At 63.2% G+C, this 22,477-nt stretch carries 17 protein-coding genes, 1 tRNA gene and 1 pseudogene; 13 read left to right on the forward strand and 6 right to left on the reverse strand.

Features of this window, described 5'->3' with window-relative positions:
* Window positions 1-58 precede the first annotated feature (58 nt).
* The 3 genes from ABIB91_RS31140 to ABIB91_RS41775 all read left to right on the forward strand — a co-directional run bounded on the left by ABIB91_RS31140 (window position 59) and on the right by ABIB91_RS41775 (window position 2,776).
* The gene (locus ABIB91_RS31140) at window positions 59-1,315 is read left to right on the forward strand and encodes an ABC transporter substrate-binding protein (RefSeq protein ID WP_354170236.1); all 1,257 of its coding nucleotides are present in this window, start codon (window positions 59-61) and stop codon (window positions 1,313-1,315) included.
* Between the two features lie 132 nt (window positions 1,316-1,447).
* On the forward strand, window positions 1,448-2,428 hold the full coding sequence (locus tag ABIB91_RS31145; RefSeq protein WP_354170115.1) for an NADPH:quinone oxidoreductase family protein: 981 nt from the start codon (window positions 1,448-1,450) through the stop codon (window positions 2,426-2,428).
* A 99-nt stretch (window positions 2,429-2,527) separates the two neighbouring features.
* A complete protein-coding gene (locus ABIB91_RS41775; protein WP_502917031.1) occupies window positions 2,528-2,776 on the forward strand; it encodes a hypothetical protein in 249 nt (82 codons plus the stop codon).
* Here the strand turns inward: ABIB91_RS41775 and ABIB91_RS31155 are convergent.
* From ABIB91_RS31155 to ABIB91_RS31180, 6 genes are all read right to left on the reverse strand, one after another.
* Window positions 2,770-2,997, reverse strand: coding sequence for a hypothetical protein (locus ABIB91_RS31155; protein ID WP_354170113.1), 228 nt, complete (start codon window positions 2,995-2,997; stop codon window positions 2,770-2,772). The genes ABIB91_RS41775 and ABIB91_RS31155 overlap by 7 nt on opposite strands.
* 317 nt (window positions 2,998-3,314) lie before the next feature.
* A tRNA-Lys gene (locus tag ABIB91_RS31160) sits at window positions 3,315-3,390 on the reverse strand.
* A gap of 189 nt (window positions 3,391-3,579) precedes the next feature.
* On the reverse strand, window positions 3,580-4,215 hold the full coding sequence (locus ABIB91_RS31165; RefSeq protein WP_354170111.1) for a Spy/CpxP family protein refolding chaperone: 636 nt from the start codon (window positions 4,213-4,215) through the stop codon (window positions 3,580-3,582).
* Between the two features lie 196 nt (window positions 4,216-4,411).
* The gene (locus ABIB91_RS31170; protein WP_354170109.1) at window positions 4,412-5,416 is read right to left on the reverse strand and encodes a TRAP transporter substrate-binding protein; all 1,005 of its coding nucleotides are present in this window, start codon (window positions 5,414-5,416) and stop codon (window positions 4,412-4,414) included.
* Between the two features lie 223 nt (window positions 5,417-5,639).
* Complete coding sequence (locus tag ABIB91_RS31175) at window positions 5,640-7,202, reverse strand: 2-isopropylmalate synthase (protein ID WP_354170107.1); 1,563 nt, start codon at window positions 7,200-7,202, stop codon at window positions 5,640-5,642.
* A 438-nt stretch (window positions 7,203-7,640) separates the two neighbouring features.
* Entirely contained in the window at window positions 7,641-7,904 is a 264-nt protein-coding gene (locus tag ABIB91_RS31180) for a hypothetical protein (protein WP_007601111.1), read from the reverse strand.
* A 280-nt stretch (window positions 7,905-8,184) separates the two neighbouring features.
* On the opposite strand from ABIB91_RS31180, the pseudogene ABIB91_RS31185 reads away from it, so the two are divergent.
* The 10 genes and pseudogenes from ABIB91_RS31185 to ABIB91_RS31230 all read left to right on the forward strand — a co-directional run bounded on the left by ABIB91_RS31185 (window position 8,185) and on the right by ABIB91_RS31230 (window position 22,218).
* Window positions 8,185-9,404: pseudogene (locus ABIB91_RS31185) on the forward strand (SMP-30/gluconolactonase/LRE family protein).
* A 435-nt stretch (window positions 9,405-9,839) separates the two neighbouring features.
* Entirely contained in the window at window positions 9,840-10,787 is a 948-nt protein-coding gene (locus ABIB91_RS31190) for a calcium-binding protein (RefSeq protein ID WP_502917032.1), read from the forward strand.
* 10 nt (window positions 10,788-10,797) lie between these two features.
* Window positions 10,798-11,901 (forward strand): NAD(P)/FAD-dependent oxidoreductase, encoded by a 1,104-nt coding sequence (locus ABIB91_RS31195; protein ID WP_354170103.1) that lies wholly within the window; start codon window positions 10,798-10,800, stop codon window positions 11,899-11,901.
* Between the two features lie 251 nt (window positions 11,902-12,152).
* Entirely contained in the window at window positions 12,153-13,394 is a 1,242-nt protein-coding gene (locus ABIB91_RS31200) for an ABC transporter substrate-binding protein (protein WP_354170101.1), read from the forward strand.
* 101 nt (window positions 13,395-13,495) lie between these two features.
* The gene (locus ABIB91_RS31205; protein WP_007601104.1) at window positions 13,496-14,371 is read left to right on the forward strand and encodes a branched-chain amino acid ABC transporter permease; all 876 of its coding nucleotides are present in this window, start codon (window positions 13,496-13,498) and stop codon (window positions 14,369-14,371) included.
* Between the two features lies 1 nt (window position 14,372).
* A complete protein-coding gene (locus tag ABIB91_RS31210) occupies window positions 14,373-15,299 on the forward strand; it encodes a branched-chain amino acid ABC transporter permease (protein ID WP_219683503.1) in 927 nt (308 codons plus the stop codon).
* A complete protein-coding gene (locus ABIB91_RS31215) occupies window positions 15,299-16,780 on the forward strand; it encodes an ATP-binding cassette domain-containing protein (protein WP_354170098.1) in 1,482 nt (493 codons plus the stop codon). Before ABIB91_RS31210 ends, ABIB91_RS31215 begins: the two co-directional genes overlap by 1 nt.
* Window positions 16,781-16,823: 43 nt before the next feature.
* Window positions 16,824-18,065: an ABC transporter substrate-binding protein gene (locus ABIB91_RS31220; protein WP_007601098.1), complete on the forward strand. Its 1,242-nt coding sequence runs from the start codon at window positions 16,824-16,826 to the stop codon at window positions 18,063-18,065.
* A 172-nt stretch (window positions 18,066-18,237) separates the two neighbouring features.
* A complete protein-coding gene (gene uvrA, locus ABIB91_RS31225) occupies window positions 18,238-20,751 on the forward strand; it encodes an excinuclease ABC subunit UvrA (protein WP_354170095.1) in 2,514 nt (837 codons plus the stop codon).
* A 156-nt stretch (window positions 20,752-20,907) separates the two neighbouring features.
* Window positions 20,908-22,218 carry an ABC transporter substrate-binding protein gene (locus tag ABIB91_RS31230; RefSeq protein WP_354170093.1) on the forward strand — a complete coding sequence of 437 codons (1,311 nt, stop codon included), beginning with the start codon at window positions 20,908-20,910 and terminating at the stop codon, window positions 22,216-22,218.
* Window positions 22,219-22,477 lie beyond the last annotated feature (259 nt).

Consider the following 22,477-nt stretch of genomic DNA (forward strand, 5'->3'; position numbering starts at 1 on the left):
ACGGGCCTCCCCGGCCCTAACCTTTTTCCAGCACAGCAGCAGCCTGAGCTGCTGGCGTATGTCGATAGGTGGATCAACCGTGCTACCAAGACACCTGCCCCAAGTCGTCGCCGTTGCCTTGGCAGTAAGCTTTGCGGCTCTGCCGGCCAATGCAACCGAAAAGAAATACGATCCCGGCGTCACAGACAACGAGATCAAAATCGGAAATATCGCTCCCTATAGCGGGCCAGCGTCGGCCTACGGCATCATCGGTCGCACCGCCGCGGCGTTTTTTCGAAAGGTGAACGATGAAGGTGGCATCAACGGGCGCAAGATCACGTTCATCAGCTACGATGATGCGTTCAGCCCGCCGAAGGCCGTGGAGCAGGCGAGAAAGCTGGTCGAGAGTGACGAGGTACTCATGATCTACCAGTCGGTTGGAACGGCTTCCAACGCGGCGATCCAGAAGTTCCTGAATGCGCGGAAGGTGCCGCAGCTCTTTATCGCAAGCAATGCGACGCGCTGGGGCGATCCGGGACATTTTCCCTGGACCATGGGGTGGCAGCCGAACTTCCAGAGCGAAGGGCGCGCGTACGCGAAATACATCCTGCAGAACCATCCCAACGCGAAGATCGGCATTCTCTGGCAAAATGACGACGGCGGGCGAGATCAGGTGAAGGGCTTGCGTGATGGGCTGGGCGAAAAGGCCTCGATGATCGTCGCCGAATCCTCGTTTGAATTGTCCGAACCGACGATCGACCCTCACATCGCGCGGCTGAGAAACTCCGGCGCGGACATTTTCGTGTCCTGGACCACGCCGAAAGCAAGCGCTCAGGCCATCCGCAAGCTCGCAGAACTCGACTGGAAGCCGGTCGTCTTCCTCGCAGGCGTCTCCACGTCGGTTGCGAGTGTGCTCCGTCCTGCCGGTCTGGAGAACGCCAAAGGGATCATCTCGAATGCCTATTTGAAGGACCCCGGCGATTCCGCCTGGAGCAACGATGCGGCCACAAGAGATTGGAATGCGTTCATGGACAGGTATCTTCCCGATGGCGACAAGGCAGATCGCGTCATTGTCTATAGCTACGCGGTTGCCCACACCTTGCTCGAGGTCCTCAAGCGATGCGGCGACGACCTCACGCGCGACAACATCATGCGGCAGGCGGCGAACTTGAAAGACCTGGATGTTCCGATGCTCTTGCCAGGCATCAAGATCAATACGTCTGCCAAAGACTATTTTCCGGTCGAACAGATGCAGCTCATTCGCTTCGACGGTCAGAGATGGCAGCCTCTGGGAGAGGTGATCGACGGCGAAGTCGGAAGCGCCGGGACGAACTGAAGTGAGCTCGAGACAGTTCTTACCGAACGAAAACGCATTCGCGCGTCAATGCAATCCGCCGAAAGCTGATTCATCGACGGTCAGGCCGAATGAGGGAATTGGCTGCAATGCCGGCATGTGGCGGGGAATTCAATGAAGGCAGTCGTCGTTGAGAATTATTCGTCGATAGATGAAGTTGAATTGAGGCAGGCTCCCATGCCTGCACTCGTGCCGGGTTCGTTGCGCGTGAGAGTGCGGGCGGTGGGAATCGGCTTCGTCGACGGCCTTAAAGTGCAGGGCCTCTACCAGACGAAGGACCCGCTGCCATTCATTCCCGGAACAGAATTCGCGGGCGAGGTCGAGGCTGTGGGCGACGGGGTAACTGGCTATACCCCGGGCATCCAGGTGATGGGCATGGTCCGCTCGGGCGCACTCGCGGAGTACGTTACTGTTCCAGCCGAGGCGGTATGCATTCTCCCCGATGGTGTTTCCGCGGAGGCAGGCGCCTCTTTTCGCGCCAATTATCTCACGGCCCACTATACGCTGACAGAACGTGCGAAGCTGAAATCCGGCGAACAGATGCTCGTCCTGGGCGCAGCTGGAGGAGTCGGAACGGCCGCGATACAGATGGGCAAGCTAATCGGTGCCCGCGTCATTGCTGCAGCGTCGACCGAAGAGAAACGTGAATTTGCCCTCGGCCTTGGAGCAGATGCAGCGATCGACTACACACGCCCGAATTGGCGCGAGGAGCTCAAGGATCTGACCGAGAACCGTGGCTGCGACGTCATCGTCGATCCCGTTGGCGGGGCGATCTCGCTCGAAGCATTTCGCTCAATTGCCTGGAAAGGGCGGCACCTCGTGATCGGCTTTGCCGCGGGCAACATTCCCGCTCTCCCGTTCAACCTTCCGCTTCTCAAGGGCGGCGCGCTCCTCGGCGTCGATATGGCGCAGGTCCCGCGGCGCGAGCCGGAGGTGTACCGGCGCATCCTGACAGACTTGCTTCGCTTGCTGAGCGAAGGACGATTGAAGCCGGCGGTCGGCAAGATTTTCGATATCGAGGACTTCCAAGATGCATTCAAGGCACTCGCCGGCCGCCAAACATGGGGCAAGGTGGTTGTGAGAGTTGCTCCTTGAGCGCACCGGAACCGTTCCTCCACTTGCGACTCGAGTTAACATGACCGTCACGAACCGAGGATCGCAACGCGGTTGCGCCTGTCTTTGGCGGCGGCTCCGATGCTCAGGGTATCGGGCGTCGACCTCGTCACCGCGGTATGCCGTTCGGGGGTGATTGGCGCCTTCCCTACCGCGAGAGGAGAAAAAGCCAATCCCTTGACCAAACCCCGAATAGAAAACCATACAGAGGTGGCTCTCTTCTCGGTGGGAAAACCGGCTCAGTTTGGTCAAGCCGAAGAGGTTGCCTCCGCCATCATCAAAGCCGGAGGCGAGATGATCGCTTCGCAACCAAGTGCTGGCCTTCAATGATCGGCTAGCCGGCAGAATACCTGTTTCAGTTTCGACCATGTCCGCCGCCGCGCGCCCAAGGCACCATCAGGGCGTAGCCCGGCCTCGCGGACGATGCCGGCGGCGCGATCGGACTCGCGCTGGAGCTCTTCGCGGGTAATGATCCCGGTCGGCCCTGCGGCCGCGTCGACATCGACCGCGGCGACCCCACCCGGCAGCGCCTTGACGTCGCCCCCGATCACCCTGCCCCGGCGAACAAGCGAATGCGCACGGGGCCGCGACGCTTTGGAGAAATTCTCTGGCTTGGCGAAGCCATCGGGACACGACGGGCAAAGCAGATCGTCCGTTTTGCTCGCTCTGATATCCAATTCTACGACGAGCACGTAATCGACCTGTACCATCCGATCTGCGCGCCATATCGAAAGGGTGAAAGTACAGAAACAAAGGAAAGTCGCGCAGCAATCCGACCGTAAAATCTCCGACAACAAAACGTTGCACGAAACTCGTTTTGTTCTCAGCGACCCTTCTCGTTAGTTCTTGAAGAAGAAGGCTTATTGCTTGGTGGGCGCACCAGGGCTCGAACCTGGGACCCGCTGATTAAGAGTCAGCTGCTCTACCAACTGAGCTATGCGCCCGAAAGGCGGTTAAAGCCTTGCGAGGCCGGTCGTTTAGCAAAGCGATCCGGGTCTGGCAAGCGATGGCACGTAAGTTTTCCAAGGCTATGACAAGGGTATGCCAAGGGCGTGCCCACATCCCCCAAAAAAGCGAAAAGCCGCTGGATTCCAGCGGCTTCGCCAGGGTTGAGCGGGGCCACCCTTGCAGGCTCAGAGCCGGCCCTCGCGGTCCCCGTCCGAGCCGCCGTCGCGGTCGAAACGGTCACGGTGGAAGTGGTCCATACCGCGCTCCATCATGCGGTCCATGCCACGCTCCATGAAGTGGCCGCGCGGGCCGTCTTCGCCACCGCCGAACGGGCCGCGGTGGCGGGTCAGCACGGCGAGGCGCCGCTTCTGGCCCTCGTCCAGGGTCTTGTAGAGCGGATCGGCGGCATCGGCGATCTTCTTCAGGGCCGCCGACGTCGCCCCCATGTCCTCGGCGCGCTGGCGCAGGCGGGCGACCGGATCCTCCGGCCTGTCGGCATCCTTGTTGGCGTCCTTATTCGCGTCCTTGCCGGCATCGCCGGGACCAGCATTCATCCGCGCATTGGCGCGATCGATGCGCAGCTTGGCGAAGTCGCGCACGGCGGCCTCGACCGGCGGCCACAGCTTTTCCTGGTCGGCGTTGAGCTTCAGCCCGGCATGGACCGCGGCGATCCGCGCGTCGACCATGGCGGCGCGGTCTTCCGGGTTCATGCGGATGTGGCGCATGTGCTCGTGCATCCACGGGCGATGATAATGGGCATAGACCGCGCCCGAGCCGGCGATGCTGAGCACGGCGATGGCGGCGATGGTGAACTTCCTCATGCGAACTCTCCTCTGGAAGGATGCCACGAGGATGGGCGCAGCGCGGCTTACGTGCAACTTACAACTTGGACAGGAAGCGCGTTCTGTCGAAGATGTAACGCTCCTGAACTTTCATTCAGTCGCAATCGGTAATCATTCGCAACAAAAAGGGGCTTCCGCGCCCGGCACGGAAGCCCCCATTCATCATCCGTTCAAATCAGTTCGTCGTGCTCTTCGCTTCCTTCTGGAATTCGTCGATCAACGGTTGCCCGATACGGCTTGCGGCGTCCTTGTAGACCGGCTCCATGGCCTTGCGCATCGCCTCATCCTGCTCCGGCGTGAGCTTGATGATCTCGCTCTTGCCGCTCTTCCTGATCTCGGCGAGCGCGTCCTCGTTCTCCTTCTGCGACTGCGTATTGTTGAAGTCGGTCGCTTCCTTCATCGCCTTCGTCAGCTGGTCGCGGATGTCGGTCGGCAAATCGTCCCAGAACTTCTTGTTCACGATCACGACGTAACCGATATAGCCGTGATTGCTCTCGGTGATGTACTTCTGCACCTCGTGCATCTTCTGGGTATAGATGTTCGACCAGGTGTTCTCCTGCCCGTCGACGACGCCGGTCTGCAGCGCCTGGTAGACTTCGCCGAACGCCATCACCTGGGGCAGCGAGCTGAGCGCCTTGAACTGGGCCTGGAGCACGCGCGAGGACTGGATGCGGAACTTGACGCCCTGATAGTCGGCCGGCGTCACCAGCTTCTTGTTGGCGCTCATCTCCTTGAAGCCGTTGTCCCAATAGGCAAGGCCGGTGATACCCTTCGGTTCGAGCAGCTTGAGCAACCTGGCACCGAGCGGACCTTCCGTCACCTTCCGCAGCGTCTTCAGATCGGGGAGGATGTAGGGCAGATCGAATACCTCGAACTCGCGGATGCCGAGCGGGCCGAACTTGGAGTTGGACGGCGCCAGCATCTGCACGCTGCCGAGTTGGAGCGCCTCGAGCTCTTCCTTGTCCTTGTAGAGCGTCGAGTTCGGGTAGATCTCAACCTTGACCTTGCCGCCGGTATACTTCTCGGCGAGCTCCTTGAATTTCTCCGACGCCTTGCCCTTCGGCGTGTCGGTGGCCACCACGTGGCTGAACTTGATGATGATAGGCGCTTGGGCCGACGCCGGCCCGGTCAAGCCAAGTGCCAGGACCGCCATGGACGCAGCGATCGCGAAGGTGCGCATAATCTCTCCCTGTTGTTGTTTGGGCCACCCGGCGCGCGGGCGGCCGATCCTATACCGGTTGCATCAATAGCGGCTGGAAGGCGGAGCCGCTATTGGCCCTTAGCAGGGCAGCTATTCGCCGCCACATGCAGAGTCATTCCGGGGAGGTCCGTTAGGACCTAACCCGGAATCTCGAGATTCCGGGATCTCGCTTCGCGAGCCCCGGAATGACGAACTTCGTTCGTCAGCTTGCCGCCGCGGTCGTCACGGTGTCGCGCTGGCGTTTCATGACGATCTTGTTCAGTGCGCCGAGATAGGCCTTTGCCGAGGCCACCAGCGTATCCGGATCCGCCGCGCGCGCGGTCATCGCACGTCCCTCATGCGACAGCCGCACCGAGACTTCGGCCTGCGCGTCGGTGCCTTGGGTCACTGCGTGGACCTGGTACAGCTCGAGCTTGGCTTCGTGCGGCACCAGACGCTTGATGCAGTTGAACACCGCGTCAACCGGACCGTTGCCCTCGGCCTCCTCGATCTTGATCTGGCCGTCGACGTCGAGCTTCATGGTCGCGCGCTGCGGGCCATGGGTGCCGGCGATCACGGTCAGCGAGGTCAGCTTGATGCGATCGTGCGAAGCCGCCATCTCCTCGTCGACCAGCGCCTCGATGTCCTCGTCGTAGATGTCCTTCTTGCGGTCGGCCAATGCCTTCATCCGTGTGAACGCGTCTTCCAGCTGGTTCGGGCCGAGCTTGTAGCCCATCTCCTCCAGCTTGTGCACGAAGGCGTGGCGACCAGAATGCTTGCCGAGCACCAGCGAGGACTGCTTCAGGCCGACCATCTCGGGCCGCATGATCTCGTAGGTGGAAGCGTCCTTCAGCACGCCGTCCTGATGGATGCCGCTCTCATGCGCGAACGCGTTGCGGCCGACGATCGCCTTGTTGTACTGCACCGGGAACGAGGTCGCCGCCGACACCACTTTCGAGGCGCGGGTCAGCTGCGTGGTGTCGATCTTGTTCCAGAACGGGAATTTGTCGTTGCGGACGTTGATCGCCATCACGATCTCTTCCAGCGCGGCGTTGCCGGCACGCTCGCCGATGCCGTTGATGGTGCACTCGACTTGGCGCGCGCCGCCGACGACGCCGGCCAGCGAGTTCGCCACCGCCATGCCGAGGTCGTTATGGCAGTGCACGGAGAACACCGCCTTGTCCGAGTTCGGCACGCGCTCGATCAGCGTCTTCATGAAGTGGGTGTATTCGTCGGGCGTGGTGTAGCCGACGGTATCGGGAATGTTCACCGTGGTGGCGCCAGCCTTGATGACGGCTTCGACGATGCGGCACAGATAATCCATCTCGCTGCGAGTGCCGTCTTCGGCCGACCATTCGACGTCGTCGATCTGGTTGCGGGCGCGCGCGACCATGGCAACCGAAGTCTCGAGCACCTGCTCCGGGGTCTTGTTCAGCTTCACCCGCATATGCAGCGGCGAAGTCGCGATCACGGTGTGGACGCGGCCCCGCTTGGCGAATTTCACCGCCTCTGCGCAGCGGTCGATGTCGGCCGGATGGGCGCGCGACAGACCGGCGATGACAGCGTTCTTGGAGCGGCGGGCGATCTCGCTGACCGCCTGAAAGTCGCCTTCCGAGGTAATGGGGAAGCCGGCCTCGATGACGTCGACGCCCATATCGTCCAGCATCTCGGCGACTTCGAGCTTCTCCTCGAAGGTCATGGTGGCGCCGGGGCACTGCTCGCCGTCGCGCAGGGTGGTGTCGAAAATGATGACGCGGTCCTTCTCGGACTTGTTCACGGAGGCCATTTCGAAAATTCCTTTTGAGCTTTTGCGCCGTCAGTCTTCTAGGCGCTTGAGGTGTCCGGTGATCTCGACCAACCCCTGAGCGCCCAGGCGCATGGCGCCCAGCCGGCCCTCAGGGGCAAGTAAGAAGAAGCCCGCCAATCAGGAGGGTGGGCAGCAGCGCGGCCGGGATCGTGGCGGCGGCCAGAGCCACCTCCCCCGAAATCCCATCGATTTGGCCGCGAATCAGCATTGCCAGACCCTTTTGAGCCCTCAAATCCTCGGTCAAAACCGTTGACGGTTGGTTGCCGGGAGGCTCGATGCGTCGTTTCTAGACGAGAAATGGCAGCAACCGCAACGCCAAAAGATGGACAGAAGGGCTGACATGGTCGCACCGCCGGATGCGTGGAGGGACCCGGTGCCGGTGTGTCTGGCCGATTGGACCCAGGCGAGACCGTCGAGCTACGCCGTACGGCGGGCGCGAGCTCTGCTCTCCCAGCGGTTCAGCATCTGACCGAGCTCGCCGGTGGCAACCGGCGCAGCCCTGCCGGCGATCGCGATCTCGTTGGTGTTGGCGGGCTCGTTGGCACTGAGCCAATCCGGCTCGCTGTACTCACGCCAGCGGCGCGCCTCGGCTCGCCTTTTGCGGGAGACGTAGTCGCGGGTGAAATAGCCGGCCGCAAATGCAATCCCGAGCAGCAAAACCAGTACGACGACAGCGACCACAGTGAACTCCGACTTACGCCCCCGAATAACGTTCTGCCAGCATCGCGCGGGAGGTCAAGGCTTGACATGCTCCACAGCTCGGCGATGCCCTGAACGCAATTCCGGTAAACCCCGTCACGCCGGATGAATTTGTCGTTTCCATGTTCGACGTTGCAGCGCTTTTGCCGCCCCGCTCTCGCTGAGGATGCGTACCTCCCCCTCGCAACCGTCATCGGACCGGACTAACCTTGCCCTGCTCGGCCGGATCAACCGGCTAGCCGAACATGACCGGGAGGATGCGATGACACGCCAAAAGCAGCGTGACCAGGATGCTGCGCTTTCACGACGAACGCTCGTTCAGGGACTTGCGCTCGGCGCCGCCACTTTTGTCGGCGCCGGCTCCGCGCTGGCCCAGACCGGACCTGCCGCGCCGCCGACGACGATCACCACCCCGCCACGCGATTTCGGTCCCAACGGCGCGCCGACCACCTATTTCTGGGACCCCGATGTCATCGCGGTCGATCCGTCCTTCAACAATCTCGCGCAGCCCAACACGGCGATCAAGCGTCTCTATACGGGCCTGCTGTGGGCTGAAGGCCCGGCGTGGAGTGCACAGGGCCGCTATTTGCTCTGAGCGACATTCCCAACAACAGGCAGATGCGCTGGAGCGAAGACGACGGTCGCGTCAGCGTGTTCCGTTCGCCGTCCAACAACTCCAACGGCAACTCGTTCGACTTCCAGGGCCGTCAACTCTCCTGCGAACATTTGACCCGGCGGGTGACGCGTTATGAACATGACGGTACCGCGACCGTGCTTTGCGACAACTACAACGGCAAGAAGCTGAACTCGCCGAACGATGTCGTCGCCCATCCTGACGGCAGCTACTGGTTTACCGATCCGCCCTATGGCGGCCAGCTCTACGAAGGTGAGCCCGACGCCGCGGGCGGTCCGAGCAATTCCGGCGGCAAGCTCAATCCGCGGATTGGCCAGCCCGCCGGCTTCGCGCCGGGCAAGCGCGAGCTGCCGACCAATTGCTATCGCATCGACCCTAGCGGCCGCGTCGATCTCGTCGTCACGGAGGAGCAGGTGCCCGACCCGAACGGGCTGTGCTTCTCGCCGGACTTCAAGAAGCTCTACGTCGTATCAACCGGCAAGGGACCCGGCGACACCGGTCCCGGCGGCAAGGATGAGATTTTCGTGTTCGACGTCGGCGGCGACAACAAGCTGTCGAACCAGAAGCGATTCAGCGAGTGCGTGATCGACGGCGTGAAGTGCGGGCCGGACGGCGTGCGCTGCGACGTCAACGGCAATGTCTGGGCCTCCAGCAATGCCGGCCGTGCCGTCGGCTACAGCGGCGTGACGACGTGGTCGCCAGACGGCAAGCTCCTCGGCCGCATCCGGCTGCCCGAAGTGTGCGGCAACATCTGCTTCGGCGGCCCCAAGCGCAATCGCCTGTTCATGGCCGCGAGCCAATCGCTCTACGCGGTGTATACCGCCACGCAAGGCGCAGGCCCGGGCTGAGCCCGCGCGCGCGATCGCAAGCACGGGCGTCGGCGTGGACCGCCGGCGCCCGCGGTTCCCTGATCGCAATCAAGCTACGCCCCGAGCAAATCTCCGCCATCAATCCAACGAAGATTGAATCGCGCGGCAAAGCCGCAGCGCGGTGCGAAGGCATGATGCTCTTCGTTCTCGCGTCCGACTTGAACCGGGAGTTGCGCGATGCGCCGTATGCCAAACGACACCATCATCGTCAGCGTTGGGGACCAGGAATTTGTCACTGAGTTCGGAGACCCGGGCCTGCCGAACGACGCCCGGGGCGGCAGCGACAACATGATCGCGACCGTCGACGGGGGCAACGCGGTCCTGATATTCGTTGGCGACGACCAGACCCTGCAAGGACATTCTCACGGCGGAAACGACCAGCTCTCTGCGACCGTCACAGGCTTTGGGGACTACGTGTTCGTCGACGGCGATGCGCAGGCGATGTCCGGCGACGCCCATGCCAGCAACGATGTGCTTCATGTCGATGCATCGACATCGATCTACGCGACCCTCGGTGTTTTTGGCGACGCCGAAACCGCCATGTCGGCCGACACGAGGGGCGGCAATGATGTCGTCGTTGCATCGATGGGAAACAGAGCGTCCGGCACGTTCAGCGGAGACTCCGGCAATTCCATGAGCGATCATGCGCATGGCGGCAATGATATCCTCAGCGTGACCCAGGCCGGCAGTTATGGCGGCGCTTCGATATCGGGCGATGCCCTCGTCTCCATGAGCGGCGATGCGCGCGGCGGCAACGACATCCTCATCTACACCGTCGGTGCCGCCGCCCAATCCGGCGGCGCGTCTCTGGTCGGCGACGCCGGCTACATGAGCGACGATACTCGCGGCGGCAACGATGTCCTAATCGCGGCGGTCGACGGCAACCCGGACTCCACGTCCATCGTGCTCGTCGGAGACGCCTCGAACATGTCAGGCAATGCGCATGGCGGAGATGATATCCTCCTCGGCAGCAGCCGCGACGATCTGCTGTATGGCGATGCACAGACCTACGCCCCGTTCACAGCCGGCTCGATCACGGGCGGCAAGGACATGCTGAATGGCGGTCGCGGAAATGACCAGCTCTGGGGCGGACCGAACGACGACAGATTCGTCTTCGACAAAAATTCTGGTCTGGACGTGATCAACGATTTCGACCAGGGCAACAAGGCCGTCGGCAGCACGGCGCGAGAGCATGATGTGATCAATTTGCACGATTACGGCTTCGCAGACTGGGCGGCGCTGAAAAGCCTGGTCAGTGATGACAGTACGGGAAATGCGGTGATCCACCTGACGGCGACCGATACGATTACGCTGGAGGGGGTCCATACCGCGGATCTCCATGCGAAGGATTTCATTGTGTAAGAGGGAAGTCATGCGCGTTGTGATCTGCGGCGGCGGCGTGATCGGCGCCTGCACCGCTTGGTTTCTCCGCCGCCGCGGCGTCGAAGTCATCGTCGTGGAGCGGACGGACGTCGCGGCCGCAGCGTCAGGCAAGGCGGGCGGATTCCTCGCGCGCGACTGGTGCGAGGGCTCGCCGCTCGATGCGCTGGCGCGGCGGAGCTTTGCGATCCATGCGCAACTGCCGGACGAGATCGCAGGCGATTGGGGCTATCGCCCGATGAGCGCTTATAGCGGCTTCGTTGCCGCCGATGGCCATCCGCGCCGGGATGCACCGTCCGCGCTCGGCTGGCTCAGCAACGGCGTCATCATCGCGCAGCGCATCGGCACGATGGAGTCCACTGCGATCGTTCACCCCAAGAAATTCACCTCAGCCGTGATGAACGCGGCGCTCGCGGAAGGCGCCGAGTTTCGTCCCGGCCAGGTGACCGGCATCATGCGTGATGCAGATGGCACGACCGCGACAGGCGTCGAGGTCGACGGCCGCATCGTCGAGGCGGACGCCGTCGTGATCGCGATGGGACCATGGTCTCTGCTCGCCGCGCAATGGATGAGCCTGCCCGCCGTCTACGGTCAGCGCAGCCCGAGCATCGTGTACGACACCGGCACGAATGTGCCGGCCGATGCGCTGTTTCTGGAGTCTGAAGAGAATGGCAGTGCCGTGTCGATCGAGGTCTTTCCTCGCGCCGACGGCAGCACGCATATCACCGCTCTCTCCGACATCGTGCCGCTTCCGCTCGATCCGGCTACCGTGACGCCGGACCACGACGCGATCGCGCGCCTGCAAACCATGTCCGAGCGGCTGTCGCCACTGTTCCGATCCGAGAGGATCATTGCGCGACAAGCCTGCTTCCGGCCGGTGACACAGGACGGCCTGCCGCTGATCGGCAAGGTGCCGCAAAGTGAAGGTCTGTACGTTGCGACCGGGCACAATGTGTGGGGCATCCTGAATGCGCCCGCCACGGGCGAGGCCATGGCGCAACTGATCGCGGAGGGTGCGACACGCAACGTCGACATCTCGCCATTCGATCCGGCCCGCCTCGCGCCGCTCGATCCGTCGCTGCTGCAAGCGCGCTGAGCCAACGCGACGGCATCGCCATTCAGCGATCGGGTTGCTGTGCGCCTGCGATAGCTACGCATGCCTACCGACGAAATCTGCATGCCTGCGCGTGAAACGGGTCCGGCAGCTTTCCTGCCCGCTATTTGCGCAGCGCTAGACTTTAGTCCGTGCCTCACAATCCTGGACGCGGTTTCACTTGCCGAGAATGTCTCCGCCGGTATAGTCGCGGCATAATGGCTCACAAGAGGCCTGTTAAGGGAGAGAACAAGATGAAGAAGCCGCTCTCTGTTGCGTTGCGGATAGCACTCGGTACCGCCGCGGCCGCTGTGTTGATGACGTCAGGCGCGGCACTTGCGGCCGACCCGATCAAGATCGGTGTGATCGCGGAAGCGCAGGCGATTGCCGGCGCCTCCATCCCCCAGGCGGCACAGCTCGCCGCCGACGAGATCAACGCCAATGGCGGCGTCGAGGGCCGCAAGATCGAGATCGTCTCTTACGACAATCACTCGTCCTCGGCAGATTCGGTCCGCGCGTTCCAGCGCGCGGTAAACGAGGACAAGGTCAATGCGGTCATCGCCAGCTACATCAGCGAAGTCGTGCTGGCGCTGGAGCCCTGGGCCTCGCGGCTGAAGACGCCGTTCGTCACGCCCGGTGCCGCTTCCAACGAAATCAGCAAGAGCGTGCATGCCGATTACGAGAAGAACAAGTACACCTTCCACGGCTATTTGACCTCCGCCGCGCTGGCGCTTTCCGTCTGCGACGGCGCCAAGGACCTGCTGGTCGACAAGATGCACATGAAGACCGCCGTCATCATGAGCGAGGACGCCGCCTGGACCAAGCCGCTCGACGTCGGCTATGAGGAATGTCTGCCCAAGATCGGGCTGAAGGTGCTCGACCACATCCGCTTCTCGCCCGATACCACCGACTTCACGCCGATCTTCAACAAGATCGAGGGCTCCAAGCCCGACGTGATCATCACCGGCATCTCCCATGTCGGCGTGCAGCCGACGGTTCAGTGGAAGAACCAGCAGGTGCCGATCCCGATGTTCGGCATCGCCTCGCAGGCCACCAACGAGACTTTTGGCAAGGACACCAATCAGGCGGCCGAAGGCGTGCTCTACCAGGGTGTCTCCGGCCCAGGCGTCGCGGTGACGCCGAAATCGGTGCCGTTCGCGGAAGCCTTCAAGAAGAAGTTCGGCAACTATCCCTCCTATGCCGGCTACACCGCCTATGACGAGGTCTACTACATCGCCGACGCCGTGAAGCGCGCCGGCTCGACGGACGCCGACAAGCTGGTCGATGCGCTCGAGAAGACCGACTGGGAAGGCACGATCGGCCGCGTCCAGTTCTACGGCAAGGACGATCCGTTCACGCACTCGATCAAATACGGCAAGGGCCTGATCACCGGGCTGATGCTGCAATGGCAGGGCGGCAAGCAGAGCGCGGTCTGGCCCAAGGAAGTCGCCAAGGTCGACATCAAGTTCCCGAGCTTCATCAAGCTCTCGAACTAGCAGGACACGCTCCCGGGACCAGCTCCCGGGAGCTTCCGCATGCGGCCCCCGCACGTTGCCCAAGCAACATCGTCTCTCATAAATCAGATTGCCAATCCTAGATGCGTGCTTTCCAGATTCTGATCGATGGCTTTGCCATCAGCGCTCTCTATGCTCTCGGCGCCACCGGCTTCACGCTGATCTTCGGCGTGTCCGGCGTCCTCAACCTCTCTCATGGGGCCATCATGGTGGCAGCAGCGGTGGCGGCCTGGGCCGCCGCCAGCATCCTGAATGTCGGCACCTATGCCGGCGCACTGATCGGTGTCGGTGTCGCCCTCCTCACATCCTTCGCCACCTATTTCGCAGTGGTGAAGCCGATCCAGGACTCCCGGCGCATCCCGAATGAAGAGAAGGAGATCTTCGTCCTCACCGGCACGCTGCTGTGGGGGATCATGATCCAGGAGGTGATCGCTTATTTCTTCACTAACAACGCCAAGACCGTGTTGCCGATCGTCGAGGGCGTCGTCGAGATCCTCGGCGTACGCACGCCCAGCAACGAGATCTTTACCGCGATCGTGTGCTGCTTCGTCATCGCGCTGTTGTGGCTCCTGGTGAACCGCACCCGCACCGGCAAGGCGGTGCTCGCGGCCTCGATGAACCCACGCGGCGTCACCCTGCTCGGCCTCGAGCTCACCAACATCTACGTCGTGGTGTGGGCGATCTACGGCATTCTCGCCGGCATCGCCGGCGTGCTGCTCGGAATGTTCCTCGGCGTCAGCTCCTACAGCGTCGGACCGCTAACCGCGAGCGCGTTCTCGATCGTCGTGCTCGGCGGCCTCGGCAGCGTCTCCGGGTCGCTGATCGCGGCCTTTGTGGTCGGTTATCTCGAAACGCTCACGGCCTATCTGGTCTCGCCGGCCTACCGCACCATTCCGGCGCTGCTGCTGCTCGTGTTCGTGATGTACATCCGGCCCCAGGGCCTTCTGGGGAGGCGCTGAGATGGCCAGCTTCTTTACGACCCGCCTGTTCTTCATCTCGCTCGCGCTGGTGGTGATCGCAGCCACGCTGCCGCTTTATGTCTCGGGCTATGTGCTCGGCTTGCTCACCGTCGCCTTTTACTTCGGCGTGTTCGCGATGGCGTGGGACCTGCTGTTCGGCTTCGCCGGCGAGGTCAATTTCGGCCCGACCTTCCTGATCGGCGTCGGCGCCTACACCGCCGGCATCCTGAATGCCCAGTTCGGCTGGTCGGTTTACGCCTGTATCGTGCTCGGCGCGCTCGCCTCCGTCATCGCCGGCCTCGTGTTGGCGTTGCCGGCGCTTCGGGTGCGCGGACCGTATTTCGGCCTGACCACGCTGGTCGCGGTGCTGATGCTGCAGAATTTCATCGTGGTGTTCGCCGATCTCACCGGCGGCGAGATCGGGCTGACCATTCCCGACGTCATCTCCATTAACGCCGGTGTCAATTACTGGATTGCGCTCGGCTTCATGACGATCTCGGCGGCGATCCTCTATGGCCTGTCGCAATCGCCTGTTGGCCTGGTGCTGCAAGCCAGCGGCCAGGACCCGGTGCAGGCCGGCGCGCTCGGCTTCAACATCGTCAAGCACAAGCTCGCCGCCTTCATCGTCAGCGCGTTCTTCTCAGGGTTATCAGGCGCGCTGCTGGTGTTCTATTTCGGCACCGCCTCGGTCGGCACGGTGGTCGACGTCGCGGTCGGCGTTAACGTGATCGTCTCGGCCGTGCTCGGCGGCCGCCGCACCGTACTCGGTGCGGCGCTGGGCGCGATCTTCCTGATCGTCGCCGGCGAGTTCCTGCGCCCGACCGGCGAGCTCGCGACCTTCATCGTTTCGGCCGTCGCGCTCCTCGTCGTGCTGTTCTTCCCCGGCGGCTTCCTCGGAGCGGCCCTCTCGCGTGAGGCGCGCTCGTGATGGATATGCGATCTTCAAACCGGGCCGTGCTCGAAGTCCGCGGCCTGACCAAGCGCTTCGGCGGATTGACGGCAGTGAAGAACCTCGGATTCGAGGTCAATAGCGGCGAGATTTTTGGCCTGATCGGGCCGAACGGCTCGGGCAAGTCGACCGCGATGAAGAGCGTGATGGGCATCGAGCGCCCGACATCAGGCGAAGTGATCTTCGAGGGCGAGGACGTGGCCGGCCTTCCCGCGCACAAGATCGCGCGCAAAGGCTTTGGCATGGTGTTCCAGCATTCGCGGCCGCTCAACCGGCAGACCGTGCTGGAGAACATCATGGTCGCGCTGCTGCCGGACAGCCTGTTCATGCTGTTTCCGGACAAGGCGCTGGTCGAGCGAGCCAAATGGATCGCCGACCGCGTCGGGCTCGGCAGCGTGATGAACCGCCGCCCGCCGACGCTGCCTTTCGCCGACCTGCGCCGGCTCGAGCTCGCCAAGGCGATCGCGCGCGACCCCAAGGTCGTGCTGGTGGACGAGCCCTTTGCCGGGCTGACGCGGGCCGAGGTCGAAATCTTCTCCGAGCTGATCCGCAGTTTTCGCGACGAGGGCCGCGCGGTGATGCTGGTCGACCACAACGTCAAGAGCGTCGCGGCGCTGGTCGACCGTGTGCTCGCGATGTATCTCGGCGAGGAAATCGTCACCGGCAAGGCCGAGGACGTCATGAAGAACGAGACGGTGCGGCGGGTCTATCTCGGCGGCGCCATCGAGACCCATGCGCGGCCCGAGACCAGCTTCAAGGACAAGGTGCCGCTGCTCCAGGTCGAGAATGTCAGCGTGTTCTACGGCAAGGCGCAGGCGCTGGAGAACGTCTCGATCCACGTCCATGAGGGCGAGTTCGTCTCGATCGTCGGCCTCAACGGCGCAGGCAAGACCACATTGTTCAACACCATCTCCGGCTTCCTGCCTTATAGCGGCGAGATCGTGCGCAACGGCGAGAAGCTGCGCGGCACGACGCCGGCCAAGATCGCCCGCAGCGGCCTCGTGCAGTGCCCGGAATCGCGCGAGCTGTTCGGCGAGATGAGCGTGCGGGAAAACCTCGATCTCGGGGGGCAACATCTGGCCGACGACAAGCGCGCGGCACAGCTGGCCTGGCTGTTCGAGCTGTTCCCGATCCTGAAAGAGCGTCAGGGCCAGATGGCGCAAACGCTGTCCGGCGGCGAGCAGCAGATGCTTGCGATCGGCCGCGCGCTGATGATGCAGCCGCAGATCCTGATCCTGGACGAGCCGACGCTGGGCCTCGCCCCCGTCATCCTCGAACTCTTGTCCAAGGCCCTCACGAGGCTGCGGCAGACGACGTCGATCACGGTGCTGCTCGGCGAGCAGAACGTGACCTTCGCGCTTCCACATGCCGACCGCGTCTATGTGCTCGAGCATGCAAGGATCGTCTGGGAGGGCGATCCCGGCCGCTTCGCCGCGGAGGCTGGCGCCGATTTTCTCTGATTCGCCCATACCAACAACAAAACAAGCAAAGGGAAAAACGACCATGCGACCATCCCCGAATTTGAGCAGCAGCTTCCTCCTCGCTTCCGCGCTGGCGCTGTGCCTCGCCGCTCCCGCCTACGCCCAGTCGAACGACCCGATCAAGATCGGCGTCATCGCCGAAGTGCAGTCGATCGCGGGGGCCGCGACGCCCGGCGGCGCGCAGATCGCTGCCGACGAGATCAACGCCAAGGGTGGCATTCTCGGCCGCAAGATCGAGATCGTGACCTACGACAACAAGAGCTCCTCGGCGGACTCGGTGCGTGCGTTCCAGCGCGCGGTGAGCGAGGACAAGGTCTCTGCCGTGATCGCAAGCTATATCAGCGAAGTCGTTCTCGCGCTCGAACCCTGGGCGGCGCGGCTGAAGATGCCGCTGATCACGCCCGGCGCGGCCTCGAACGAGATCACCAAGGCGATCCACAACGACTACGAGAAGAACAAGTACACCTTCCACGGCTATCTGACCTCGGCCGCGCAAGCCCAGCTCGTCTGCGACGCCGCCAAGGATCTCCTGGTCGACAAGCTCAAGTTCAAGACGGTCGCGATCATGAGCGAGGACGCCGCCTGGACCAAGCCGCTCGACGTCGGCTACGAGGCTTGTCTCCCGAAAGCTGGCCTCAAGGTCGTCGAGCACGTGCGGTTCTCGCCTGATACCACCGACTTCACGCCGATCTTCAACAATATCGAGGCCAAGAAGCCGGACGTGATCGTCACCGGCATCTCGCATGTCGGCGTGCAGCCGACGGTGCAGTGGAAGAACCAGCAGGTGCCGATCCCGATGTTCGGTATCAGCGCGCAGGCGCTGAGCCCGACCTTCTGGAAGGACACCAATGGCGCCGCCGACGGCGTCCCGTCGCTGGCGGTCGCAACGCCCGATGTCGCCGTGACCTCCAAGACGAAGCCGTTCGCGGCCGCCTTCAAGGCCAAGTTCGGCTCGCCGCCGGCCTATACCGGCTACACCGCCTATGACGAGGTCTACTTCATCACGGAGGCGATCAAGCGCGCGGGCTCGACCGATCCCGACAAGATGGTCACTGAACTCGAAAAGACCGACTACGAGGGCACGATCGGCCGCATCCAGTTCTACGGCAAGGACGACGAGTTTACCCACGGCATCAAGTCCGGTCCGACGACCGTTTCGGGTCTGGTCTTCCAGTGGCAGGACTCCAAGCAGGTCGTGGTCTGGCCCGAGAAGATCGCGGACGGCAAGCTGAAGTTTCCGAGCTTCGTGAAGCTGTCGCAGTAACACGCCGGACTGGGCACCGGCCCGGTACCGAGCGCCCCATCAGCCTTGCAAGGCCCGTCGCTTCGACCGCGACGGGCCTTCGCTTTGTGCAGAATGCCACTGGTACGCTGTCATCGGTGGACCCATCCTGCGATCCTGTCGTTACCCCCCCAGGCGCGGCCGGAGCAGCCAGATGGACGACCGATCAAGACGACCCGATGGCCTGATGCAGGACGACGGCTTCGTTCGCGTGCGAGGCGCGCGTGAGCATAACCTCAGGGACGTCGACGTCCGCATTCCGCGCAACGCCCTCGTCGTGTTCACGGGCGTGTCGGGCTCCGGAAAATCCTCGCTCGCGTTTGGGACGATCTACGCCGAGGCGCAACGGCGATATCTGGAATCGGTGTCGCCTTACGCGCGGCGCCTGTTCCACCAGATGCAAATCCCCGAAGTCGACGACATCGAAGGGCTACCACCCGCCGTCGCGCTCCAGCAGCAGCGCGGCGCGCCGACGACGAGATCGTCCGTCGGCAGCGTGACGACCATCTCGAACCTGCTCAGAATGCTCTATTCCCGCGCCGGCGACTACCCGCGCGGACAAAAGATGCTCTATGCGGAATCGTTCTCGCCGAACACGCCGGAAGGCGCCTGCCCGACCTGCCACGGTATCGGCAGGATGCTCGACGTCACCGAAAAGTCCATGGTGCCCGACGACACCCTCACCATCCGCGAGCGCGCTGTCGCGGCCTGGCCGAGTGCCTGGCAGGGGCAGAACCTCCGGGACATCCTGACGACGCTGGGCTACGACGTGGACAAGCCCTGGCGTGAGCTGCCCAGGAAGGACCGCGACTGGATCCTGTTCACGGAGGAGCAGCCGACCGTTCCGGTCTATGCCGGTTACGACTTGGCCGAAGTCAAACGGGCCCTGCGCCGCAAGGAGGAGCCGAGCTATCAGGGCACGTTCACCGGCGCCAAGCGCTATGTGATGCAAACCTATGCCAAGTCCGAAAGTGCGATGATGAAGCGCCGCGTCGCGCAATTCATGATCACCCAGGACTGCCCAACCTGCCATGGCACGCGATTGAAGCCCGAGGCACTCAAGGTCAAATTCGCCGGTCTCAATATCGCTGAAATGTCGCACCTGCCGCTCAAGAAGCTGCAGGAGGTGATGAAGCCTTTCGCGAAGGCTTCGACGGATGGGGCATCGGAGAAGACCATCGTCGCCAGGCGCATCTGCGAGGATCTGTCGGCGCGATTAGCCGTCCTGCTCGACCTCGGGCTCGGCTATCTCGCTTGCGAGCGCAGCACGCCGACGCTGTCGCCCGGCGAGTTGCAGCGGCTGCGACTTGCGACACAGGTCCGCTCCAACCTGTTCGGCGTCGTCTACGTGCTCGACGAACCGTCCGCCGGCTTGCATCCCGCCGACACCGAGGCGCTGCTGCGGGCGCTGGACCGGCTGAAACACGCGGGCAATTCGATCTTCGTGGTCGAACACGAGATCGAGGTGATCAGGCATGCCGACTGGCTGGTGGATGTCGGCCCTGACGCCGGCGAAAGCGGCGGAAACATCCTCTATAGCGGACCGCCTGCAGGGCTCGGGCAGGTCGCGCAATCGCGAACCGCCGATTATCTCGCGCATCCCCGAAAGCCACTGCCGACGGTCCGCCGCGAACCGAAAGGTCACCTGAAGGTCAGGGGTGTGACCCGCAACAATCTTCGCGGCTTCGACGTCGATATCCCGCTGGGCGTTCTTGCCAGCGTGACCGGCGTGTCGGGCTCCGGCAAATCGAGCCTGATCAGCCAATTCCTCGTCGATGCCGTGGCGGAGCATCTCGGCCATGCAAGGGCCGCGGACCCGGACGACGACAGCCTGGCACCCACGGTCGAGACATTGGGCGGCAAGATTGTCGCCGGCCTCGACCAGATCGATCGCCTCGTCGTGGTGGATCAGAAGCCGATCGGCCGCACGCCACGATCCAACCTCGCGACCTATACCGGCCTGTTCGACCACGTCAGGAAGCTGTTCGCCGCGACGCCGCAGGCAAAATCCCGCCGCTACGATGCCGGGCGCTTTTCCTTCAATGTCGCGAAAGGCCGATGCAGCACCTGCGAGGGCGAGGGATTTGTCTGCGTCGAGCTTCTGTTCCTGCCCAGCGTCTACGCCCCCTGCCCGACCTGCAAGGGCGCGCGTTACAACGACAAGACGCTGGAGGTGAAGATCCGCGGAAAATCCATCGCCGATGTGCTGGCGATGCGCGTCGACGAGGCCTTCGAATTCTTCCGCGAAGATGCAACCCTGAACCGGTCGCTATCGGTCGTCCGCGAGGTCGGCCTCGGCTATATCCGCCTCGGTCAGTCCGCCACCGAACTGTCGGGTGGCGAAGCCCAACGCATCAAGCTCGCGACCGAGCTCATGCGCCCGCAACGCGGTCACACGCTCTACGTCCTGGACGAGCCGACCACCGGACTTCATCCCAGGGATGTCGAGCGGCTGATCGCCCAGCTCGAGCGCATCGTGGACGCCGGCAACAGCGTGGTCGTGGTCGAGCATGACATGGACGTCGTCTCTCACAGCGACTGGATCATCGACCTCGGTCCCGGCGCCGGCGACGAAGGCGGCCGAATCGTTGCGTCGGGGACACCGCGAGAGGTCGCCAAGGCTGGCGGGAAGACCGCGGGCTATCTCGCCCGTCGCTTGAAACAGTAGCGCGCGATCTCGTCGCCGCCCATTTCGCAATTGCGTTCTGCGTCGCGGAGGCCAGACCCCGACTTTCGCCATGTTGACTTTCTGCCGCCCCGCTCCCCATACTTCGAAAAAAGATAACAAGACCAAATCATAGAACGGTTTTTGAGGGAGGATAGGATGCCGACTTCACGCAGGCAGCTGCTGAAGGGCTCGGCGGCTGCCGCCGCCGTACTCAGCCTCGATTGGACACGCGCCCAGGCGCAAGCCGAGAATTTGCGCATCGGCCTGATCTACGACCTCACCGGTCCGTTCGCCGCCGGCGGCTCGGTCGCCTCGTCGGTCGGGGCGCAGATCGCCATCGACCTCGTCAATGAAAAAGGCGGCATCGGCGGCAAGACCAAGATCATTCCGGTCGCGGCGGACTCGCAGAGCAAGGCCGACGTGGCGATCAACGAGGCCGAGCGGCTGATCAGCCAGGAAAAGATCGACATCATCAACGGCGTCTATTCCAGCGCGCATGCGGTGCCGATGGCGGCGAAGGTCGAGCAGCAGAAGAAGATCCTCTGGATCACGACCGCGGTCTCGACCGCCGTGTTCAAGGACAAGAATCTGCAATACGTGTTTCGCGCGCAGATCCATTCCGATCAGTACGGCCAGGCCTTCGCGGGGTTCGTCGCCGAGCACGCGCAAGGCAAGCTCGGCATGGACCCGAAGGACGTCAAGGTTGCGCTGATTCACGAGGACGGCCCTTATGGCGTCGGCGTCGCGGCGGCGGACGAGGCCTATGCCAAGCAGGCGGGCATCCAGGTCGTGATGCGCGAGGGCTATTCGGCTTCCGCCCCTGATCTGTCGGTGCTTGTGACCAAGCTCAAGCGCGCCAAGGTCGATGTGATCTCGCATGCCGGCTACAACCCCGACATCACCCTGTTCCTGCGTCAGGCCCGCGAGAGCGGCCTGCGGTTCAAGATGCTGTTCGGCGCCGGCGCCGGCTACAGCCAGCTCGACAAACTGCGCGCGACCTTCGGCCCCGACATCGATAATTTCTGCAACATCGATCCGGTGCCCGCGCAACTGCTCGATCCAGCCAAGCTTGCGCCTGGAATCGGCGATCTGACCAAGACCATGGTCTCGCGCTACCAGGCCAAGACCGGCGCCACCGACGTGCCGCCGCATTGCTCGATGGGTTTCAACCAGACCTGGATCCTGCTCAACAACGTGCTGCCGGTCGCCAAGGAGAAGTACGGCAGCTTCGAGCCCGAGGCCATTCGCAAGGCCGCGCTCGACGTCGACATTCCCGCCGGCGGCACCATCCAGGGCTATGGCGTGAAATTCTTCCCGCCGGGCACGCCGCTCTCCGGCCAGAACGAGCGCTCGACCCCGGTCGTGATGCAAAATGCCGGCGAGCACATCTCGGTGGTGTGGCCAACGAACATCAGGACGCGGGACCCGGTGTTTCCGCTGCCGAAGGGATCGACCTACGGGACGTAGGATTCAAGCCGCGCAGACGGTGCGTCCCTCTCCCCTTGCGGGAGGGGTGGCTCGCCGCGAAGCGGCGAGACGGGTGAGGGGTTGTCTCCGCGAGCTATCCTCTTGCAGCTGCGTTTGCGGATAGAACCCCTCATCCGGCGCTTCGCGCCACCTTCTCCCGCAAGGGGCCTGTTGCGCTATTGGCTTTTGAGGCTGAAGACGTCGAGAGAGAAGGTCTGGGTCGCGACAGGCTCCGGCCAAGACTGTGATTGTCGCCCTC

It is taken from the genome of Bradyrhizobium sp. JR4.3 (assembly GCF_040547695.1).
Taxonomy (GTDB): domain Bacteria; phylum Pseudomonadota; class Alphaproteobacteria; order Rhizobiales; family Xanthobacteraceae; genus Bradyrhizobium; species Bradyrhizobium canariense.